The sequence below is a fragment of the Micromonospora sp. CNZ285 genome (assembly GCF_004637285.1).
In genome coordinates this window covers 5,860,481-5,875,097 of the sequence record NZ_SPQD01000001.1, presented here as the reverse complement: position 1 = coordinate 5,875,097, position 14,617 = coordinate 5,860,481, and the positions used below count along the sequence as shown (strand labels likewise).

Annotated in this window: 14 protein-coding genes and 1 riboswitch; of the genes, 5 read left to right on the top strand and 9 right to left on the bottom strand. The window is 73.3% G+C overall.

Translation table 11 applies throughout. From position 1 onward, the window contains the following. Positions 1-12 precede the first annotated feature (12 nt). Complete coding sequence (locus CLT75_RS27030) at positions 13-1,287, top strand: YibE/F family protein (protein WP_135243019.1); 1,275 nt, start codon at positions 13-15, stop codon at positions 1,285-1,287. 154 nt (positions 1,288-1,441) lie between these two features. Continuing rightward, a riboswitch (cyclic di-AMP (ydaO/yuaA leader) is annotated at positions 1,442-1,572 on the top strand. A 4-nt stretch (positions 1,573-1,576) separates the two neighbouring features. Next, positions 1,577-2,605 carry a VldE C-terminal domain-containing protein gene (locus tag CLT75_RS27025; protein WP_135243018.1) on the top strand — a complete coding sequence of 343 codons (1,029 nt, stop codon included), beginning with the start codon at positions 1,577-1,579 and terminating at the stop codon, positions 2,603-2,605. A 57-nt stretch (positions 2,606-2,662) separates the two neighbouring features. Here the strand turns inward: CLT75_RS27025 and CLT75_RS27020 are convergent, their stop codons facing one another. Beyond that, positions 2,663-3,316 carry a carbonic anhydrase gene (locus CLT75_RS27020; RefSeq protein WP_135243017.1) on the bottom strand — a complete coding sequence of 218 codons (654 nt, stop codon included), beginning with the start codon at positions 3,314-3,316 and terminating at the stop codon, positions 2,663-2,665. A gap of 156 nt (positions 3,317-3,472) precedes the next feature. On the opposite strand from CLT75_RS27020, the gene CLT75_RS27015 reads away from it, so the two are divergent. Both CLT75_RS27015 and mycP read left to right on the top strand, forming a co-directional pair. Further along, positions 3,473-3,814: a helix-turn-helix transcriptional regulator gene (locus CLT75_RS27015; RefSeq protein WP_135243016.1), complete on the top strand. Its 342-nt coding sequence runs from the start codon at positions 3,473-3,475 to the stop codon at positions 3,812-3,814. A gap of 57 nt (positions 3,815-3,871) precedes the next feature. Continuing rightward, positions 3,872-5,110 carry a type VII secretion-associated serine protease mycosin gene (gene mycP / locus CLT75_RS27010; protein ID WP_486485279.1) on the top strand — a complete coding sequence of 413 codons (1,239 nt, stop codon included), beginning with the start codon at positions 3,872-3,874 and terminating at the stop codon, positions 5,108-5,110. A gap of 61 nt (positions 5,111-5,171) precedes the next feature. Here mycP and CLT75_RS27005 read toward each other — a convergent pair whose 3' ends face one another. The 7 genes from CLT75_RS27005 to eccCa form a co-directional block, all read right to left on the bottom strand. Further along, the gene (locus tag CLT75_RS27005) at positions 5,172-5,453 is read right to left on the bottom strand and encodes a WXG100 family type VII secretion target (RefSeq protein ID WP_013283773.1); all 282 of its coding nucleotides are present in this window, start codon (positions 5,451-5,453) and stop codon (positions 5,172-5,174) included. Positions 5,454-5,481: 28 nt separating this feature from the next. Beyond that, a complete protein-coding gene (locus CLT75_RS27000) occupies positions 5,482-5,790 on the bottom strand; it encodes a WXG100 family type VII secretion target (RefSeq protein WP_013283772.1) in 309 nt (102 codons plus the stop codon). 215 nt (positions 5,791-6,005) lie between these two features. Continuing rightward, complete coding sequence (locus CLT75_RS26995; protein WP_135243015.1) at positions 6,006-6,275, bottom strand: hypothetical protein; 270 nt, start codon at positions 6,273-6,275, stop codon at positions 6,006-6,008. Between the two features lie 12 nt (positions 6,276-6,287). Further along, a complete protein-coding gene (locus CLT75_RS26990; protein ID WP_135243014.1) occupies positions 6,288-7,016 on the bottom strand; it encodes a hypothetical protein in 729 nt (242 codons plus the stop codon). A gap of 31 nt (positions 7,017-7,047) precedes the next feature. Next, positions 7,048-7,341 (bottom strand): hypothetical protein, encoded by a 294-nt coding sequence (locus tag CLT75_RS26985; RefSeq protein ID WP_135243013.1) that lies wholly within the window; start codon positions 7,339-7,341, stop codon positions 7,048-7,050. A 16-nt stretch (positions 7,342-7,357) separates the two neighbouring features. Next, the gene (locus CLT75_RS26980) at positions 7,358-7,768 is read right to left on the bottom strand and encodes a YbaB/EbfC family nucleoid-associated protein (protein WP_135243012.1); all 411 of its coding nucleotides are present in this window, start codon (positions 7,766-7,768) and stop codon (positions 7,358-7,360) included. A 73-nt stretch (positions 7,769-7,841) separates the two neighbouring features. Further along, positions 7,842-11,807, bottom strand: coding sequence for a type VII secretion protein EccCa (eccCa, locus tag CLT75_RS26975; protein ID WP_135243011.1), 3,966 nt, complete (start codon positions 11,805-11,807; stop codon positions 7,842-7,844). 168 nt (positions 11,808-11,975) lie between these two features. Here eccCa and eccD point away from each other — a divergent pair, with 168 nt between their 5' ends. After that, a complete protein-coding gene (gene eccD, locus CLT75_RS26970; protein WP_135243010.1) occupies positions 11,976-13,373 on the top strand; it encodes a type VII secretion integral membrane protein EccD in 1,398 nt (465 codons plus the stop codon). On the opposite strand, the gene CLT75_RS26965 is transcribed toward eccD, so the two are convergent. Next, on the bottom strand, positions 13,357-14,529 hold the full coding sequence (locus tag CLT75_RS26965; protein ID WP_135243009.1) for a type VII secretion protein EccE: 1,173 nt from the start codon (positions 14,527-14,529) through the stop codon (positions 13,357-13,359). The two genes, eccD and CLT75_RS26965, sit on opposite strands and share 17 nt — an antisense overlap. Between the last annotated feature and the right edge of the window lie 88 nt (positions 14,530-14,617).

Below are 14,617 nucleotides of genomic sequence, written 5' to 3'. Positions count from 1 at the left end.
GGGAGAGACGTCATGGGTGCCGACCACACCCGCCCCGCACCCGCCGCGCCGCCGGGCGTACGGCGGCTGCTCGTCGCCGTGGTGGTGCCGCTGTTCGCGCTCACCGTGATCGCGGCGCTGGTGCTCTGGCCCGGGCAGGACCGGGAGCCGGTCGGCGGCGCTGACGTCCCCCGCTACCACGGCACGGTGACCCGGGTGGTCACCGAGCCCTGCCCACCGACGCCCGAGGCCCCGGAGGGCGGGGGTGGCCCCTGCGGCACCGTGACCGTCACCGCCGAGCAGGGCCCGGACGCGGGCCGGCAGGTCGAGACGCCGATCCCGGCCGGGCCGGGCGCGCCCCGGGTCGCGGTCGGCGACGAGGTCGTCCTGGTCGAGCTGACCGACCCGGCCGACCCGGCGGTGAAGTCCTACAACATCGCCGAACACCAGCGCGGTACGCCGCTGATCTGGCTGATGGTGCTGTTCGCCGCCGCGATCGTGGCGTTCGGCCGGTGGCGCGGGCTCGCCGCGCTCGGCGGACTGGTGGCCAGCTTCGCCATCCTCCTGGGCTTCGTGCTGCCGGGCATCGGCGCCGGCCAGCCGCCGCTGCTCGTGGCGATCGTGGGCGCCGCGTTGATCATGTTCGTGGTGCTCTACCTGACCCACGGGATCACCGCGCAGACGTCGGTCGCGGTGCTCGGCACGCTCGGCAGCCTGGTGGTCACCGGCGTGCTCGGCCTACTCGCCACGTCCGCCACCCACCTGACCGGCTTCGGCAGCGAGGACGCCACCACGCTGTCCATGTTCCAGGGCGACGTGGACCTGCACGGCCTGCTGCTGGCCGGCATCATCATCGGCTCGCTGGGCGTGCTGGACGACGTCACAGTCACCCAGGCGGCCACCGTCACCGAACTGGCGCACGCCAACCCCGGACTGTCCCGGCGGCAGCTCTACCGGGCGGCGACCCGGGTCGGCCGGGCCCACATCGCGTCCACCGTCAACACCATCGTGCTGGCGTACGCGGGCGCCTCGCTGCCGCTGCTGCTCCTGCTGGTCGCCGACTCCCGCCCGGTGAGCGAGATCCTCACCAGTGAGTTCCTCGCCCAGGAGATCGTCCGCAGCGCGGTGGCGACACTCGGCCTGATCGCCGCCGTACCGCTGACGACCGGACTGGCCGCGATCGTGACCACCGCCGGGCGGCGCTCGCCCGGCGCGGAGCCGGCGCCCGCCGCGCCCCCGCCGCCGGCCGAACGGGACGACGCGCTGGAGGCCCTCGGCGGCGGAAGGAGTACGGAGGCCGCATGGTGACACTCCGCAGCGTGACCATCGAATTCAAACGCGACGCTGGTCACGGTGTGCCACGGCGAAATCTCGCTATTGGTCGGCTTCCGGACGTAGATCCTCACGAGTGCTGTCAGGTAACCTCGCTGCCGGTCACCGCCGAAGGCGCGCACCGGCGCCAGCGGTGCCGCCGCCCAATCGCTCACGGGCGAACCGGGGAACCAGGTACATGGGGTGAATCCGCGACAGCGGTAGGGGCCACTTCCGTCCCGAACCCGTCAGCTAACCCGGTCGGCGGCCGACGGAAGGGAACACTGTGACGGCACCCCTGCGCCGCTGGCTGACACCCGTGGTGGCCGTGCTGGCCTCGCTGGCAGTGCTGGCCGGCCCGAACCCGGCGACCGCGGCCCCCGCTGCGGCGGCCCCCGGCAGCCCCTCGGGCCACGAGGAGGACGGCGAACCTCCGCTCATCACCGAGGCGATCGACTCCGCCAACCGGGCCTTCCTCCAGGCCAAGGCGAAGCTCGCCAAGTCCCAGGACCGCCAGCGGCGGCTGGCGGCCGAGGTGAAGACGGCACAGGCCGAACTCGACGCGCTCAGCCCGCAGGTCAACCAGCTCGCCGCCCAGTCCTACCGGACCGGCCGGATGGGCGCGATGGCCATGCTGCTGGAGAGCAACTCCCCCGACTCGTTCGTCCGCCGGGTCAACGCCCTGGACGAGCTGAACCTCCTCAACGCGCAGCGCCTGGCCGCCATCAACGCGGTCAAGACCCGCGCCGAGCAGGCCAAGATCGCGCTCGACGCCGAGGTGCGCGAGCAGGAGAAGCAGAAGAACGCGATGGAGCGCGAGAAGGTGCAGGCCGAGCGCGCGCTGAAGCTCGTCGGCGGTCTCGGCTTCACCGGCGGCCTGGTCTCCGCCACCTCACCGGTCGCCAAGATCGCCCCCGGCCGCACCGCCGACGGCGGGTGGAAGGCCGAGTCGTGCAGCGAGGACGACCCGACCACCTCGGGCTGCGTCACGCCGCGCACGCTGCACGCGTACAAGGAGGTCCGGCGCGCCGGCTTCAAGCGCTTCGTGGGCTGTTACCGGCCCGGCGGGCCGTGGGAGCACCCCAAGGGCAAGGCGTGCGACTGGTCGCTCCAGAACAGCGGCTTCGCGCCCTGGCACAACAACGACACCCGCCGGTACGGCAACGAGGTGGCCGCGTTCCTCATCCGCAACGCCGACCGGCTGGGCATCTACTACGTCATCTGGAACCGGCAGATCTGGTTCCCGGCCACCGGCTGGAGTTCGTACAGCGGACCGTCGAACCACACCGACCACGTCCACATGTCGCTGCTCTGACCCGGACACCACGAAAAGGGGCCGCCCTCGGGCGGCCCCTTTTCTCGTCCGTACGGTTCAGCTCGCCAGCGCCGGGTCGGCGGGCGCGGCCGGGGCGGGCAGCGGGGCCGGGGCCTGCGCCACGGTCCGCACCTCGCCACCGGCGAGCCGGTACGACATGCCCACCACCGTGCACCGCCCGGCGGCCACCCGCTCGGCCAGCACGGCGGACCGGGCCAGCAGCGTCTCCACCGTCTGCGCGATGTGGACGTCGATGATGCCGTCGAGGTCCTCGACGCCCTGGCGGGCGGCGCGCAGCAGGCTCGGCGAGACCGCGTCCACCACCGCGCCCAGGTGCCCGGCCGGGGCGGCGCCGGTCCGGACCCCCTCCCGGGCGGCCTGGACCGCGCCGCACGAGTCGTGCCCGAGCACCACCACGAGCGGCGTGCCCAGCACGGTGACGGCGTACTCGACGCTGCCGAGCACCTCCGGCCCGGCGGTGTGCCCGGCGGTACGCACCACGAAGAGGTCACCGAGACCGCGGTCGAAGATGATCTCGGCGGCGAGCCGCGAGTCGGAGCAGCCGACGATCACCGCGAACGGATGCTGGCCGTCGGCCACAGCCGTCCGGTGCCCGGCGTCCTGATTCGGATGCTGCGGGACGCCGGTGACGAACCGGTGATTACCGGCTCGCAGCTCGGTCAGTGCCTGCTCCGGGGTGCTCGGCGTCATGTCCCTCACCTCGTCTACCTGGGGAACCACCAGGCCGAACGGCCTCGCGACCCACGGTCACACGCCCCTCGGGGTCCGTCAAGATTCGTGATACGCATTTCATACTTTCCCGCCCCGGACCGCGCCGATTCGGCAGGTGGCGGACGTGGCCATAGCATGACCACCATGGCGACCACACCAGTTGAGGACGGGAGCCGCCGTAACTGGACCTTCCTCACCAACCACGGCCACGTGCTGCTGGCGATCGCGCGCAACCCCACCGCCCGGCTGCGGGACGTGGCGGACGAGGTGGGCGTGACCGAGCGGGCGGCCCAGGCCATCGTGGCCGACCTGGAGGCCGGGGGTTACCTGCGGCGTACGCGGGTGGGACGGCGCAACGAGTACACGATCAACCCGAAGGGCCGCTTCCGGCACCCGGCCGAGGCCGACCAGCAGGTCGGCGCGCTGCTGGCCCTGTTCGCCGCCGAGCCCGCCGGGGACGCCACCGCGGGCAGGTGACCCGGGCCGGCACCACGTGTGCCCCGCGCGGGCGGGTGCGGCGGGTAATCTCACCGCGTGCGCGACAGCTTGCGGCCGGGCGCGACCACGGGACGCGTCCTGGCCGGACACCGGATCAGGTCCGTCCTCTCCGGAGCGGCGGTGACCGCCCTGCTCGGCGGCGTGCTGGCGGTGCCCGCGCCCGCGCTGGCCGCCCCGAAGTGCGGCCCGGCCGGCGGCCCCGCACCCACCGAGGTGCCGTGGGCGCTGAGCCGCCTCGACCCGGCCGCCGCCTGGCGGCTCGGCAAGGGCGCCGGGATCACCGTCGCGGTGATCGACTCCGGGGTCTCACCGACCCATCCCCTGCTGCGCGGGCGGGTGCTGCCGGGTGAGGACTTCAACCAGCTCGTCCGCCTGAAGGGGCAGTGCGACCTGGTCGGCCACGGCACCATGGTCGCCGGCATCATCGCCGGCCGGGAGGGCACCGGCACGCCGTACACCGGCATCGCGCCGGAGGCGAAGATCCTGCCGCTGCGGGTGCTCGCCGAGAACAAGGAGAACTTCGACCCGGACGTGCCGGCCGAGATCGGCAAGGCGATCCGCTGGGCTGTCGACCACGACGCCGACGTGATCAACCTGTCCCTGGTCACGCTCGACGACCCGGCGCTGAAGTCCGCCGTGCAGTACGCGCTCGGCAAGGACGTGGTGATCGTCGCGTCCGCCGGCAACCGGCAGGAGAACCGGGAGGACCGGCCCGCCTATCCGGCGGCCTACGAGGGTGTCGTCGCCGTCGCCGGGATCGACGAGCAGGGCGGGCACGTCGGCAGCTCGGTCAGCGGGGACTACGTGGACATCGCCGGCCCCGGCCTGAACATCGTCGGGCCCGCGCCGCAGGGGCCGGGGTACCGGGGCGAGCCGCAGGGCGGGACGAGCTTCGCCACCGCGTACGTCTCCGGCGCGGCCGCGCTGGTGCGGGCCGCACACCCGGACATCAGCGCCGACGAGGTCGCCTACCGGCTGACCCGCACCGCCGACAGCCCGCCCGACGGGCACAACGCCGAGGTCGGCTACGGGATGGTCAACCCGTACCGGGCGGTCACCAGCCTGCTGGGCACCCGCAGCGACCCGCCGCTTGGCGCGATGCCGCCACCGGCACCGCCGGCCGACCCGCTGGCAGGGCAGCGCACCGTCGCGATCTGGGTCGCCGTCGTCGGCGCGCTGCTGGCCGGCGTCCTGCTGACGCTACGGCCCATCCTGGTACGGGGACGGCGGCGCGGGTGGCGGCCGGGTCGGCGCGACGTCCCGCAGGACGCCTGACGATGCACGACGGCTCCGCCCGGCGCGAGCCGTAGCGGAGCCGCTGTGGACCGGTCGGGGGTCAGTTGCCCCAGACCTTGGAGTTGCTCATCTCCGTGGTCATGTAGTTCTCGCGCGCGATGCCCACCGCGCCACCGATCTCGTTCAGGACCTTGTTGATGTCCCGCACAGCGGCGTCCCACTGGGCCTGGTGCTGCTGGTAGGCGGCCCGGTCCTGGCCCTCCCACTCGAGCTTGGTCAGCATCGCCCGCAGCGTGTCCAGCTTCTCGTCGATGGTCCGCGAGATGGCCTGCATCTGCTGGTTGCTGCTCTCCAGAACAGCGTAATCAACCTTGATGCTCATCGATTCCTCCTCTGCCTGTCTTCGCGGATCACGGGTTGAGCGCAGCGTGGAACTTGTCCAGCATCTGCTGCTGCTCTTCGTCGTTGACCTGGTGCGTGGTGCCCGACTTGTCGAGCAGGTCCGCGATGTTGTCCATCGCGGTCAGCAGCTTCGTCGTGTCCTCGTTCCAGCGAGTCATCAGGCTCTGGAAGCCCGTGGACGCCTGGCCCTTCCAGGCCATCGCCAGGTCGTCGACCACGTTCCACAGCTTCTTGAGCTCGCCGTCGACGTCGCTGCGCGTGGACCGCACGTCACTCGCGGCGGTGTGCAGAGTCGCTGCACTGACCTCGAACGCCATGCTTCACACCCTTCCGTCATCTTGTGGCGGCGGTTCCGCCGCGCCCTCCCCCGCGGCAAGGCGTACACACCCCACCGACGGACACTTCATCCGAACCGTAGCGGACGATGTCCAACCCGCGCAGCCCTGCTGACCCATCGTCGTATTCCGACATGCCACTGTCGACGGACGCGAGCCGCAACCCCTGGGTACGAGGTGGACGGTCGAGGCCGAGGTCAGGACCGATCGCGCGAGGATTTGACGAACGTCGACACGCCGAATGCCAGCACCGCGACCAGCATCACCACCACGACCCACAGCACCGGCTTCTCGAACGCGCGCTGGAACGACAGCACCAGCAGCGCCGCGCAGGTGCTCAGCGCCACCACCTCGGCGGCCCGGCGCAGCCGCGCCGAACGGTTCAGCCCGGCGAACAGCATCAGGACCACGAAGACCGGGATGGTCAGCAGGACGTACAGCAGCAGTGAGAAGAGCAGGGTGTCCACGCATCGCTCCCGTCACCCGTAGAACTTGGAGTCCCGCACCCAGTCGATCTTGATGTCCTTGATGTCCGGGTCGGAGCCGGTCGGGGCCCAGCCGGGACGGGAGTCCGCGGTGAACGTGAACCGGCTGTCGGTGTGGAAGGCGGCCATCAGCGCGTGCAGCAGCGCGCTGATCTCGCCGAAGACCAGGACCAGGATCGCCGCGGTGGCGGCCAGACCGGCGATGCCGATGGCCTGGGCCAGCGCGGTGGTCGCCGGGAAGAACTGGAGCGCGATCGAGGCGATCACCGCGACCAGGATCGGCATGAGCGCCTGAGCCAGGCCGGAGACCGCGTCGTTGTACGCGTCCCGGGCGGCGGTGAGCGTGTCCCGGTTGGCGGCGAACGCCTCGGCCAGCGAGTTGATCTCCGCACCGAGCTTGCGCAGGAACAGGTCGAACGCGTCCCGGTCGTCGAAGTCCCACTCCGCCGCGTCCGGCGGGACCGCCGCCATCGCGGCGCCGAACTGGTCCGCGCCGAGCAGGCGGGCCGCCTCGTCCCACTTCTTGATGGACTCGTTCACCTCCTGGTTGTCGAACGACTCCAGGTAGAGGATCGTGCCGATCAGCGCCGCCGAGGCGGCGATCCAGACCAGGTTGCCCTTGGCGATGGCCGCCGCCGAGCGGACCGGCGCCGTGGTCTGCGCGACCGACACCGAGCCGGTCACCGTCCCGGACGCGTTGGCGATGAGGATCTCCGGTGGCATCAGGCGTCCTTCCCGTGGCGGACCCGGCCGATCACTTGACCACCCAGGGCTGATCCGACTTCTCCCAGTTCTTCGCGCTCTGTTCGAGCTGCGCGGCGGCCCTGCGCAGATGCTCCACACCGGTGCGGACGTTGTCCAGGTGCCCGTCCACCGCCGCGTTGTGCCGCTCCACCGCACCGGTGCCGAACCAGCTCAGCGCGCCACCGGGCAGCTTCACCTCGGCCAGCAACGTCTCGACGTTGCGGAGGTATTGGATCGGGCCGTCCGGGGCGTCGAGCCGCCGGCCCGCCTTCCGGATCGCGTCGACGTCGACCGTGTTCGGCATCGTCGGCTCCTCTCGCTCAGCGCCGCAGGTTGCGGGTCGGGTCGGACAGGTCCACCCCGAACTGGCGGAACCAGTCCTCCGGGGTGAGCGTGCCGTCCTGCGCCCGGCGGACCATCTCGGAGTCGCCGAGCATCTCGCCCAGCAACTCCCGCTGGCGCTCCTCGAAGGCGGCGTAGGCCGCGTCGATCGCCGCCTGCATCGCCTCGGCCAGGGAGAAGCTGTCCAGCCGCATCGCCCGCGCGTTCAGCTCGACGTCGCCGACCTTCATGTCGCCGTCCACTGTCACCCGCACCAGCCCGTCCGGGCTCTCCCCGGTCACCCGCAGCTCGGCGCGCTGCCGCTGGACCTCGGCCAGCCGGCGCTGCTGCTCCTGTGCCTGCCGCAGCAGACCCTCCACGGCGGCACCGAAACCCGACGGGCTGCTCACGGACGCGCCCCTTCCCACTCGCGGCTATCGATCGGGCCGACGCTACCGGACGGGCGGCCCGCCGTCCGTCCCGTCAGGCCGGTTCCGTCCACGCGGTCTGGATCAGCTGCTGGCCGTCGCGGCGGCGCACGAGCGTGCCCCGGCCCGGCGGCTGCGGAGTCGGCCGCAGGTTGCCGAACACCGCGCCCTCCTCCCGGCTGCCGGACATCAGCAGGCCCGGCGAGTCCAGCTCGCGCAGGCGTTGCAGCACCGGCTCGTACAGCGCCCGGGCCACACCGCCGACCCGGCGCGTGATGATCAGGTGCAGGCCGATGTCCCGCGCCTGCGGCAGCAGCTCGTGCAGCGCGCTCAGCGGGTTGCTGCCACCGGAGGCGACCAGGTCGTAGTCGTCCACCAGGATGTACAGGTCCGGACCCTTCCACCAGCTCCGGTCGCGCAACTGGGCGGTGGTCACGTCCGGGCCGGGCAGCCGGTTCTGCAACGCGCTGCGGATCGACCCGAGGCCCTGGCTGAACACCTGGTTCGACGGCGCGTAGTCGAGCAGGTGGTCCCCCTCGACCGCACCCAGCAGACCACGCCGGTAGTCGGCGATGACCAGCCGCGCCTGGGCCGGGGTGTACCGCTCGGCGATCCCCCGGGCGATCAGCCGCAGCAGGTTCGTCTTGCCGCACTCGGCGTCGCCGAACACGGTCAGGTGCGGCTCGCCCGCCAGGTCCAGGTAGACCGGGGCGAGCGCCGACTCGTTGACGCCGATCGGGATGCCCGGGGCAGACCTGTCGATGACCTTCGCCAGCTCGGTGACCGCCAGCTTGCGCGGCAGCAGCCGGACCTTCGGCGCCGGCTGTCCCGGCCAGTTCGCCGCGACGTGACCGGCGAGCGCCACCGACGCCTCGGTCAGGTCCTCGATGTCGCGCTTGCCGTCGATCCGGGAGATCGCGGTCAGGAAGTGCAGCTTGTCCCGGGTCAGACCGCGACCGGGCGCGCCCACCGGCACGTTCTGCGCGGCCCGCCTGTCGATCTCCGACTCCGACGGGTCACCGAGCCGCAGCTCCAGCTTGGTGCCGAGCAGGTCCCGCATGTTGATCCGGATCTCCGCCCAGCGCACCGCCGTGATCACCACGTGGACGCCGAAGCCGAGGCCCCGGTTCGCCAGGTTGGTGATCGTCTGCTCCAGCTCCTCGTACTCCTGGCGCAGCGTGTTCCAGCCGTCCACGACGAGGAAGACGTCACCGAACGGGTCGTCGGCGAACTCACCTGCCGCCCGGCGGCGCCGGTAGCTCGCCACCGAGTCGATGCCGTGCTGGGTGAACCGGTTCTCCCGCTCGTCGATCACGGCGACCACCTCGGCCACCGTCCGCCGGACCGCCTCGACGTCGCGCCGCCCCGCCACACCCGAGGTGTGCGGCAGCCCGTCCAGGCTGCGCAGCGCGCCGCCGCCGAAGTCGAGGCAGAAGAACTGCACCTCACGCGGCGTGTGGGTCAGCGCCAGCGAGGCCAGCATCGAGCGCAGCATGGTGCTCTTGCCGCTCAGCGACGCCCCGACGATCACCACGTTACCGCCGGCCCCGGCCAGGTCGACCATCATCGGGTCGCGGCGCTGCTCGTACGGGCGGTCCACGATGCCCACCGGCACGGCGAGCCGGCCACGGCCCGGCCAGTCGGCGGTGGTCAGGCCGTACGTCGGGTGCACGCTCAGCTTCGGCAGCAGCTCGGCCAGCCCGGACGGCTCGGCCAGCGGCGGCAGCCACACCTGGTGCGCCGGCTTACCGCGGCCCTTGAGCTGGTCGATCAGCACATCCAGCATCGCCACGGCCTTGCCGTCGCCGCTCTGCTCCGGCTCCGGGGCCGCCTCCGCCGGGCTCGGCGCCGCCGGCGCCGGCACGTAGTCGATGCCGTACGGGACGATCCGGCGCTGCACCTGCGCCCGGGTGGAGCGCTGCACCTGCCCGGGCGCCCGGTACGGGCCGGACACGTAGGCGGCGCGGAACCGCAGCATGGTCGCGGTGTCGGTCTTCAGGTAGCCGTGACCGGGCGCGCTGGGCAGCTCGTACGCGTCGGGCACGCCGAGCACGATCCGGCTCTCCACAGCCGAGAACGTGCGCAGACCGATCCGGTACGACAGGTGCGTGTCCAGGCCGCGCAGCTTGCCCTCCTCCAGCCGCTGCGAGGCGAGCAGCAGGTGCACGCCGAGCGACCGGCCCAGGCGGCCGATCATCACGAACAGGTCGATGAAGTCCGGCTTGGCGGCCAGCAGCTCGGAGAACTCGTCACAGATGATCAACAGGCTGGGCATCGGCTCCAGCTGCTCACCGGCGGCCCGCGCCTTCTCGTAGTCGTACCGGGAGACGTAGTTGCCGGCCGCCCGCAGCACCTCCTGCCGGCGGTTCATCTCACCGGCGAGCGCGTCCCGCATGCGGTCCACGAGCGGCAGCTCGTCGGACAGGTTGGTGATCACCGCGCTGGTGTGCGGCAACGCGTCCAGCGAGGCGAACGTGGCGCCGCCCTTGAAGTCGACGAGGACGAAGTTCAGCTCCTCCGACGAGTGCGTCACCGCGAGCGCCGCGACCACCGTCCGCAGCAGTTCGCTCTTGCCGGAACCGGTGGCGCCGATCACCAGGCCGTGCGGGCCCATGCCCTCGTGCGCGGACTCCTTGAAGTCCAGCTCCACCACGTTGCCGTCCGGTCCCAGGCCGAGCGGGATGCGCAGCCGGTCGCGGTGGCTGCGCGGACGCCAGGTCTGCCGGGTGTCCACCGTCGCCGCGTCGCCGACGCCGAGCAGGTCGGGCAGCTCCATGCTGCGGGCCAGCGGCTCCTCGGTGCTGGCGCCCTGCTGCTGGGAGAGCCGGAACGGGGCGATCTGCCGGGCCAGCCCCTCGGCCGCGCTCAGGGACAGCCGGTCCGGCCGGCCGAGCCGCGACGTGGCGGTGCCGCGCACCAGGTCCAGCCCGCTGCCGTCCCCGGCGTCCAGGCAGAGCAGCCAGCGGCCGGCGTCGCGCGGGACCGCGCCGGACAGGTCGAACACCGTCGTGCCGAGCAGGCCCGGCCCGGTCAGCGCGCAGGTCGCCGAGACCTCGCCGCCGTCCAGCACCACCACCACGTGCGGCGCGGTGGTCAGCGGCTTCGCCTCCGGCGCGAACCGGGGCCGTCCGCCCAGGTCCTGGGCCAGCGCGGTCTCCGCCTCGTCCAGCGCGGCGAACACCATCCGGCGCGCGCCCGCCGCGTCCGTACGCCCCGGGTGCTGGGCGTGCGGCAGCCACTTCACCCAGTCCCAGGCGGCCTGCCGGTCCGGCGCGGCCACCACGACCACCAGGAGGTCCTCCGGGGCGTGGAACGTGACCAGCTGGCCCAGCGCGGCCCGGGCCAGGTCCAGCACCGGCTCCCGGTCGCCGCGCAACGCGATCCGGCTGAACGCGCGCAGCGACAGCGCGGTCGGCAGATCCGGCACGCTGGAGTGGGCCCGGACGAACCGGCGCAGCGCGATGGCGCTCATCGGTTCCAGGTCCTCCACCGGCTTGGTCTCCGGCGGCACGATCTCCACCGCCAGCCGCTGCGGGCCCAGCGCGATCCGTACCTCGCCGAAGTCGTCCTCGGTGATCCGCCGCTCCCAGAGCCGGCGCGAGGCGGCGATCGACCAGAGCGCGTCCGGCTCCGGGTGCCGCCAGGTCATCGCGGCGCGCTGCTGCTCGGCCGCCCGCCGGGTGCGCTTGCGCATCTGCGCGAGGTAACGCATGTAGTCGCGCCGCTGGGCGTTCAACTCGGCCTTGTCCTTGCCGCCGTTGCCGAGCGTGCCGATCGCCATGCCCAACATGGACACACCGAACAGGCCACCCGCGACGTACGTCATCATGCCGCCGCCCCGGCCGGCGTAGAGGAACGCCATCGCGCCCACGCCGCAGAGCATCGGCAGGATCATCAGCACCTGACCCATGCCCTTGGCCTGCGGCTCCGGCAGCTCGGGCGGGGATTCCAGCAGCACCTCGCCGCGCGGCAGCGCGGGCCCCGGTTGACGCGGAAGTCGGCGGAACACCACCGTACTCACGGCTCTCCCCTCCCCAGAAGCGGCCCTGATCGTGGTCTGCCACCGCCGGTGAGCGTCGGGTGGGCCACCTGTGCGACCGCCATCGTAGGTAATCTCCGTCAGGCGTCGTGGACCCGTGTGGCGACGCCGACGGCCCAGCGGATCGTATGCGAGCACGAGGAGGCCACTGTGGCGACGAAGACGGCGACCGGCGGACTGAGCCGGATCACCATCGTGGCGCCGCGTACCAGGATGGATCTGGCGCTGCCGTCCGACGTGCCGCTCGCCGACCTGCTCCCCACCCTGCTGCGGTACGCGGGCGAGGACCTGGCCGACGAGGGCGTACGGCACGGCGGCTGGGCCCTGTCCCGGCTCGGCGGTCAACCGCTCGACGGTGGCCGCACCGCCGCGCAGCTCGGTGTCCGCGACGGCGAAGTGCTCTACTTCAACCCGCGTGCCGCGACCGCCCCTGAGATCGTCTTCGACGACGTGGTGGACGCGGTCGCCACCTCCACCACCCAGCGGGCGGGCGCCTGGCAGGTGGGCACCACGCGGGCGTTCGCGGTCCTGCTGGCCGGCTCGGCACTGGCCGCGGGCGCGGTGGCGGCGCTGCTCACCGGCCCGCCGCAGCTACCCGGCGCGGCGGCTGCGTTCGTGGTCGCGGTGGCGCTGCTGGTCGGCGCCGCGGTGCTGTCCCGCGCGGCCGGCGACAGCCGCACCGGCGCGGTGCTGGCCCTGGTCGGGATCGGGTACGCGGGCGTCGGCGGCCTGCTGGTGCTCGCCGGTGAGCGGACGCTCGGCGAGCTGGCCGGCCCGCACGTCCTGCTGGCCGGCACCGCAGTGGTGGTCTTCGGCGCGGTCGCCGCGCTGGCGGTCGGCGACCGCCTGCCGCTGTTCCTCGGCGCGGTCGGCGTGGGCGGCGCGGTCGGCCTCGGCGCGGTGCTCAGCCTGACCTTCGACATCGGCGCGGCGGCCTCGGCGGCGGTGGTGGCGACTGTCGCGTTCGGCGCGCTGCCCGCGCTGCCGATGCTCGCCTACCGCCTGGCCCGGCTGCCGGTGCCGTCCATCCCCACCGGCCCGGACGACCTCAAGACCGACACCGAGTCGGTGGACGGGCCGTCGGTGCTGCGCAACAGCGAGCGCGCGGACGCGTTCCTCACCGGTCTGCTGTGGACCGTCTCGCTGCTGGTGCTCGGCGGCGAGGTGGTGCTGGCCGAGGACGGCCGGCTCCCGGCGGTCCTGCTCTGCCTGGTGCTGGCGCTGCTGTCGCTGCTGCGGGCCCGGCCGTTCCTCAGCCGCGCCCAGCGCACGCCGGTGCTGCTGGCCGGCACCGTCGGCCTCGGGCTGGTCGCCGCCGCCACCTTCGCCGCCGGCTCACTGGCGGTACGGCTCGGCCTGATCCTCGGCGGCCTGGCCGTGCTGGCCGTGATCAGCCTGGTCTACGGCCTGACCGTGGCCGGCAAGCGGATCTCCCCGGTCTGGGGCCGGACCCTGGACATCGTCGAGATCCTGCTGATCATCGCGCTGGTGCCGCTGGCCGTCTGGGTGTGCGGCGCGTACGGCTGGATCGTCAACCTTCGACCGTGACGGTCCCCATCGCGGTGCCGACCGGCGCGGTGGCGTAGACGCCCGGGCCGTGCTGGCCGTCCAGCGGGCGGGCCGGCACGCCGGCGCGCCGGGCCATCTCCCGGACCGCCTTCACCAGCGCCTCGGCGTGCCCGTCCATGGCCGCCACCCGCAGCAGCGGCGGCACCCGCCGGCCGCCCGGGAGCACCACGGCGGCGACCGTGTGCGAGGGCGCGGAGGTGGAGGTGACCGCGTCCACCAGTGCGCCGAGCGAACCGTTGGGGCGTACCCGCAGGGCCAGGCAGCGCTGCGTCCAGCCGCCTCCGCGCAGGCTGGTCCACGTCTCCACCGGGGACTCCGGGGCCAGGTCGAGCCCGGCGCCGGACACCACCGCCGCGTGCAGCTCGTTGCGGTCGAGCACCCGGTGACCGAGGCCGGCGGCGTTGAGCGCCTTGCCGAGCCGGCCCACCCCGGCCGCCACCGTGCGGTGCACGCCGCGCAGGCCGCCGCCCCGGCTCACCGCCTCGGCCCGCGCGTCGGACACCGACAGGCGCAGCGCCACCCACACGGTCCGGTACGCGGACGGCGGCGCGCCGGGTGCCGGGTACCAGACCAGGGTGTGCGAGACGACCTGGGTCTGGGTGACCGGGCCGGAGAAGTCGGCGAGCACCGCGAGCGCCCGGTCGACCACCGCCGCCTCGATCGAGCCGGCCGGCGCGCCGGGACGGCCGGTCAGCGCCAGCGCGGCGAACCAGCCCCGGTCGTCCTGCCCGATGCCGAGCCGGGTGCCGCGCTCGGTCAGCTCCACCACCGTCAGCTCGGGGGCGAGCGCGGCGAGCCGCGGGTCACCGCCGGGCGCCGCGCCCCGGGCCCGGTCGCGGCGCCGGCGCAGCCGGCGGCGGAGCATCAGGTCCTCGTACCACCAGCGGCCGCCCCGGCGCGCGAACGCCGCGGCCACCGCCAGCAGCGCCAGGACGCCGACCACCGCGAGCAGCCACGCCGGGCCGGCGGTGGCGAACCAGACGGCGAGCGCCGCGCACTCCACCACCACGAGCTGCCCGACCACGACCGGGCCGAGGCGTCCCCGGCGGCGCTTGTCGGCCGGGGTGACCGGCCGGTCCGGCGGTACGGCGGGAGCGGTGGCGGTACGACCGGGTGGCGCCTGGAGCTGCGTCATCGGTGTGCGTCCCTTCTGGACATCCTGGGCATCCGCCGGGCGGGTGCGGTCGTTCGGGCGGCGGACGGGGTCCGGCGCACCCCCGACG

What these genes read in the sequence shown, in the direction of transcription:
- CLT75_RS27015 (WP_135243016.1), top strand. Translation starts at nt 3,473, where the DNA reads ATGACCACCATGGCGACCACACCAGTTGAGGACGGGAGCCGCCGTAAC.
- CLT75_RS27005 (WP_013283773.1), bottom strand. Translation starts at nt 5,453, where the DNA reads ATGAGCATCAAGGTTGATTACGCTGTTCTGGAGAGCAGCAACCAGCAG.
- CLT75_RS26985 (WP_135243013.1), bottom strand. Translation starts at nt 7,341, where the DNA reads ATGCCGAACACGGTCGACGTCGACGCGATCCGGAAGGCGGGCCGGCGG.
- CLT75_RS27030 (WP_135243019.1), top strand. Translation starts at nt 13, where the DNA reads ATGGGTGCCGACCACACCCGCCCCGCACCCGCCGCGCCGCCGGGCGTA.
- CLT75_RS26965 (WP_135243009.1), bottom strand. Translation starts at nt 14,529, where the DNA reads ATGACGCAGCTCCAGGCGCCACCCGGTCGTACCGCCACCGCTCCCGCC.
- CLT75_RS27000 (WP_013283772.1), bottom strand. Translation starts at nt 5,790, where the DNA reads ATGGCGTTCGAGGTCAGTGCAGCGACTCTGCACACCGCCGCGAGTGAC.
- CLT75_RS27020 (WP_135243017.1), bottom strand. Translation starts at nt 3,316, where the DNA reads ATGACGCCGAGCACCCCGGAGCAGGCACTGACCGAGCTGCGAGCCGGT.
- CLT75_RS26990 (WP_135243014.1), bottom strand. Translation starts at nt 7,016, where the DNA reads ATGCCACCGGAGATCCTCATCGCCAACGCGTCCGGGACGGTGACCGGC.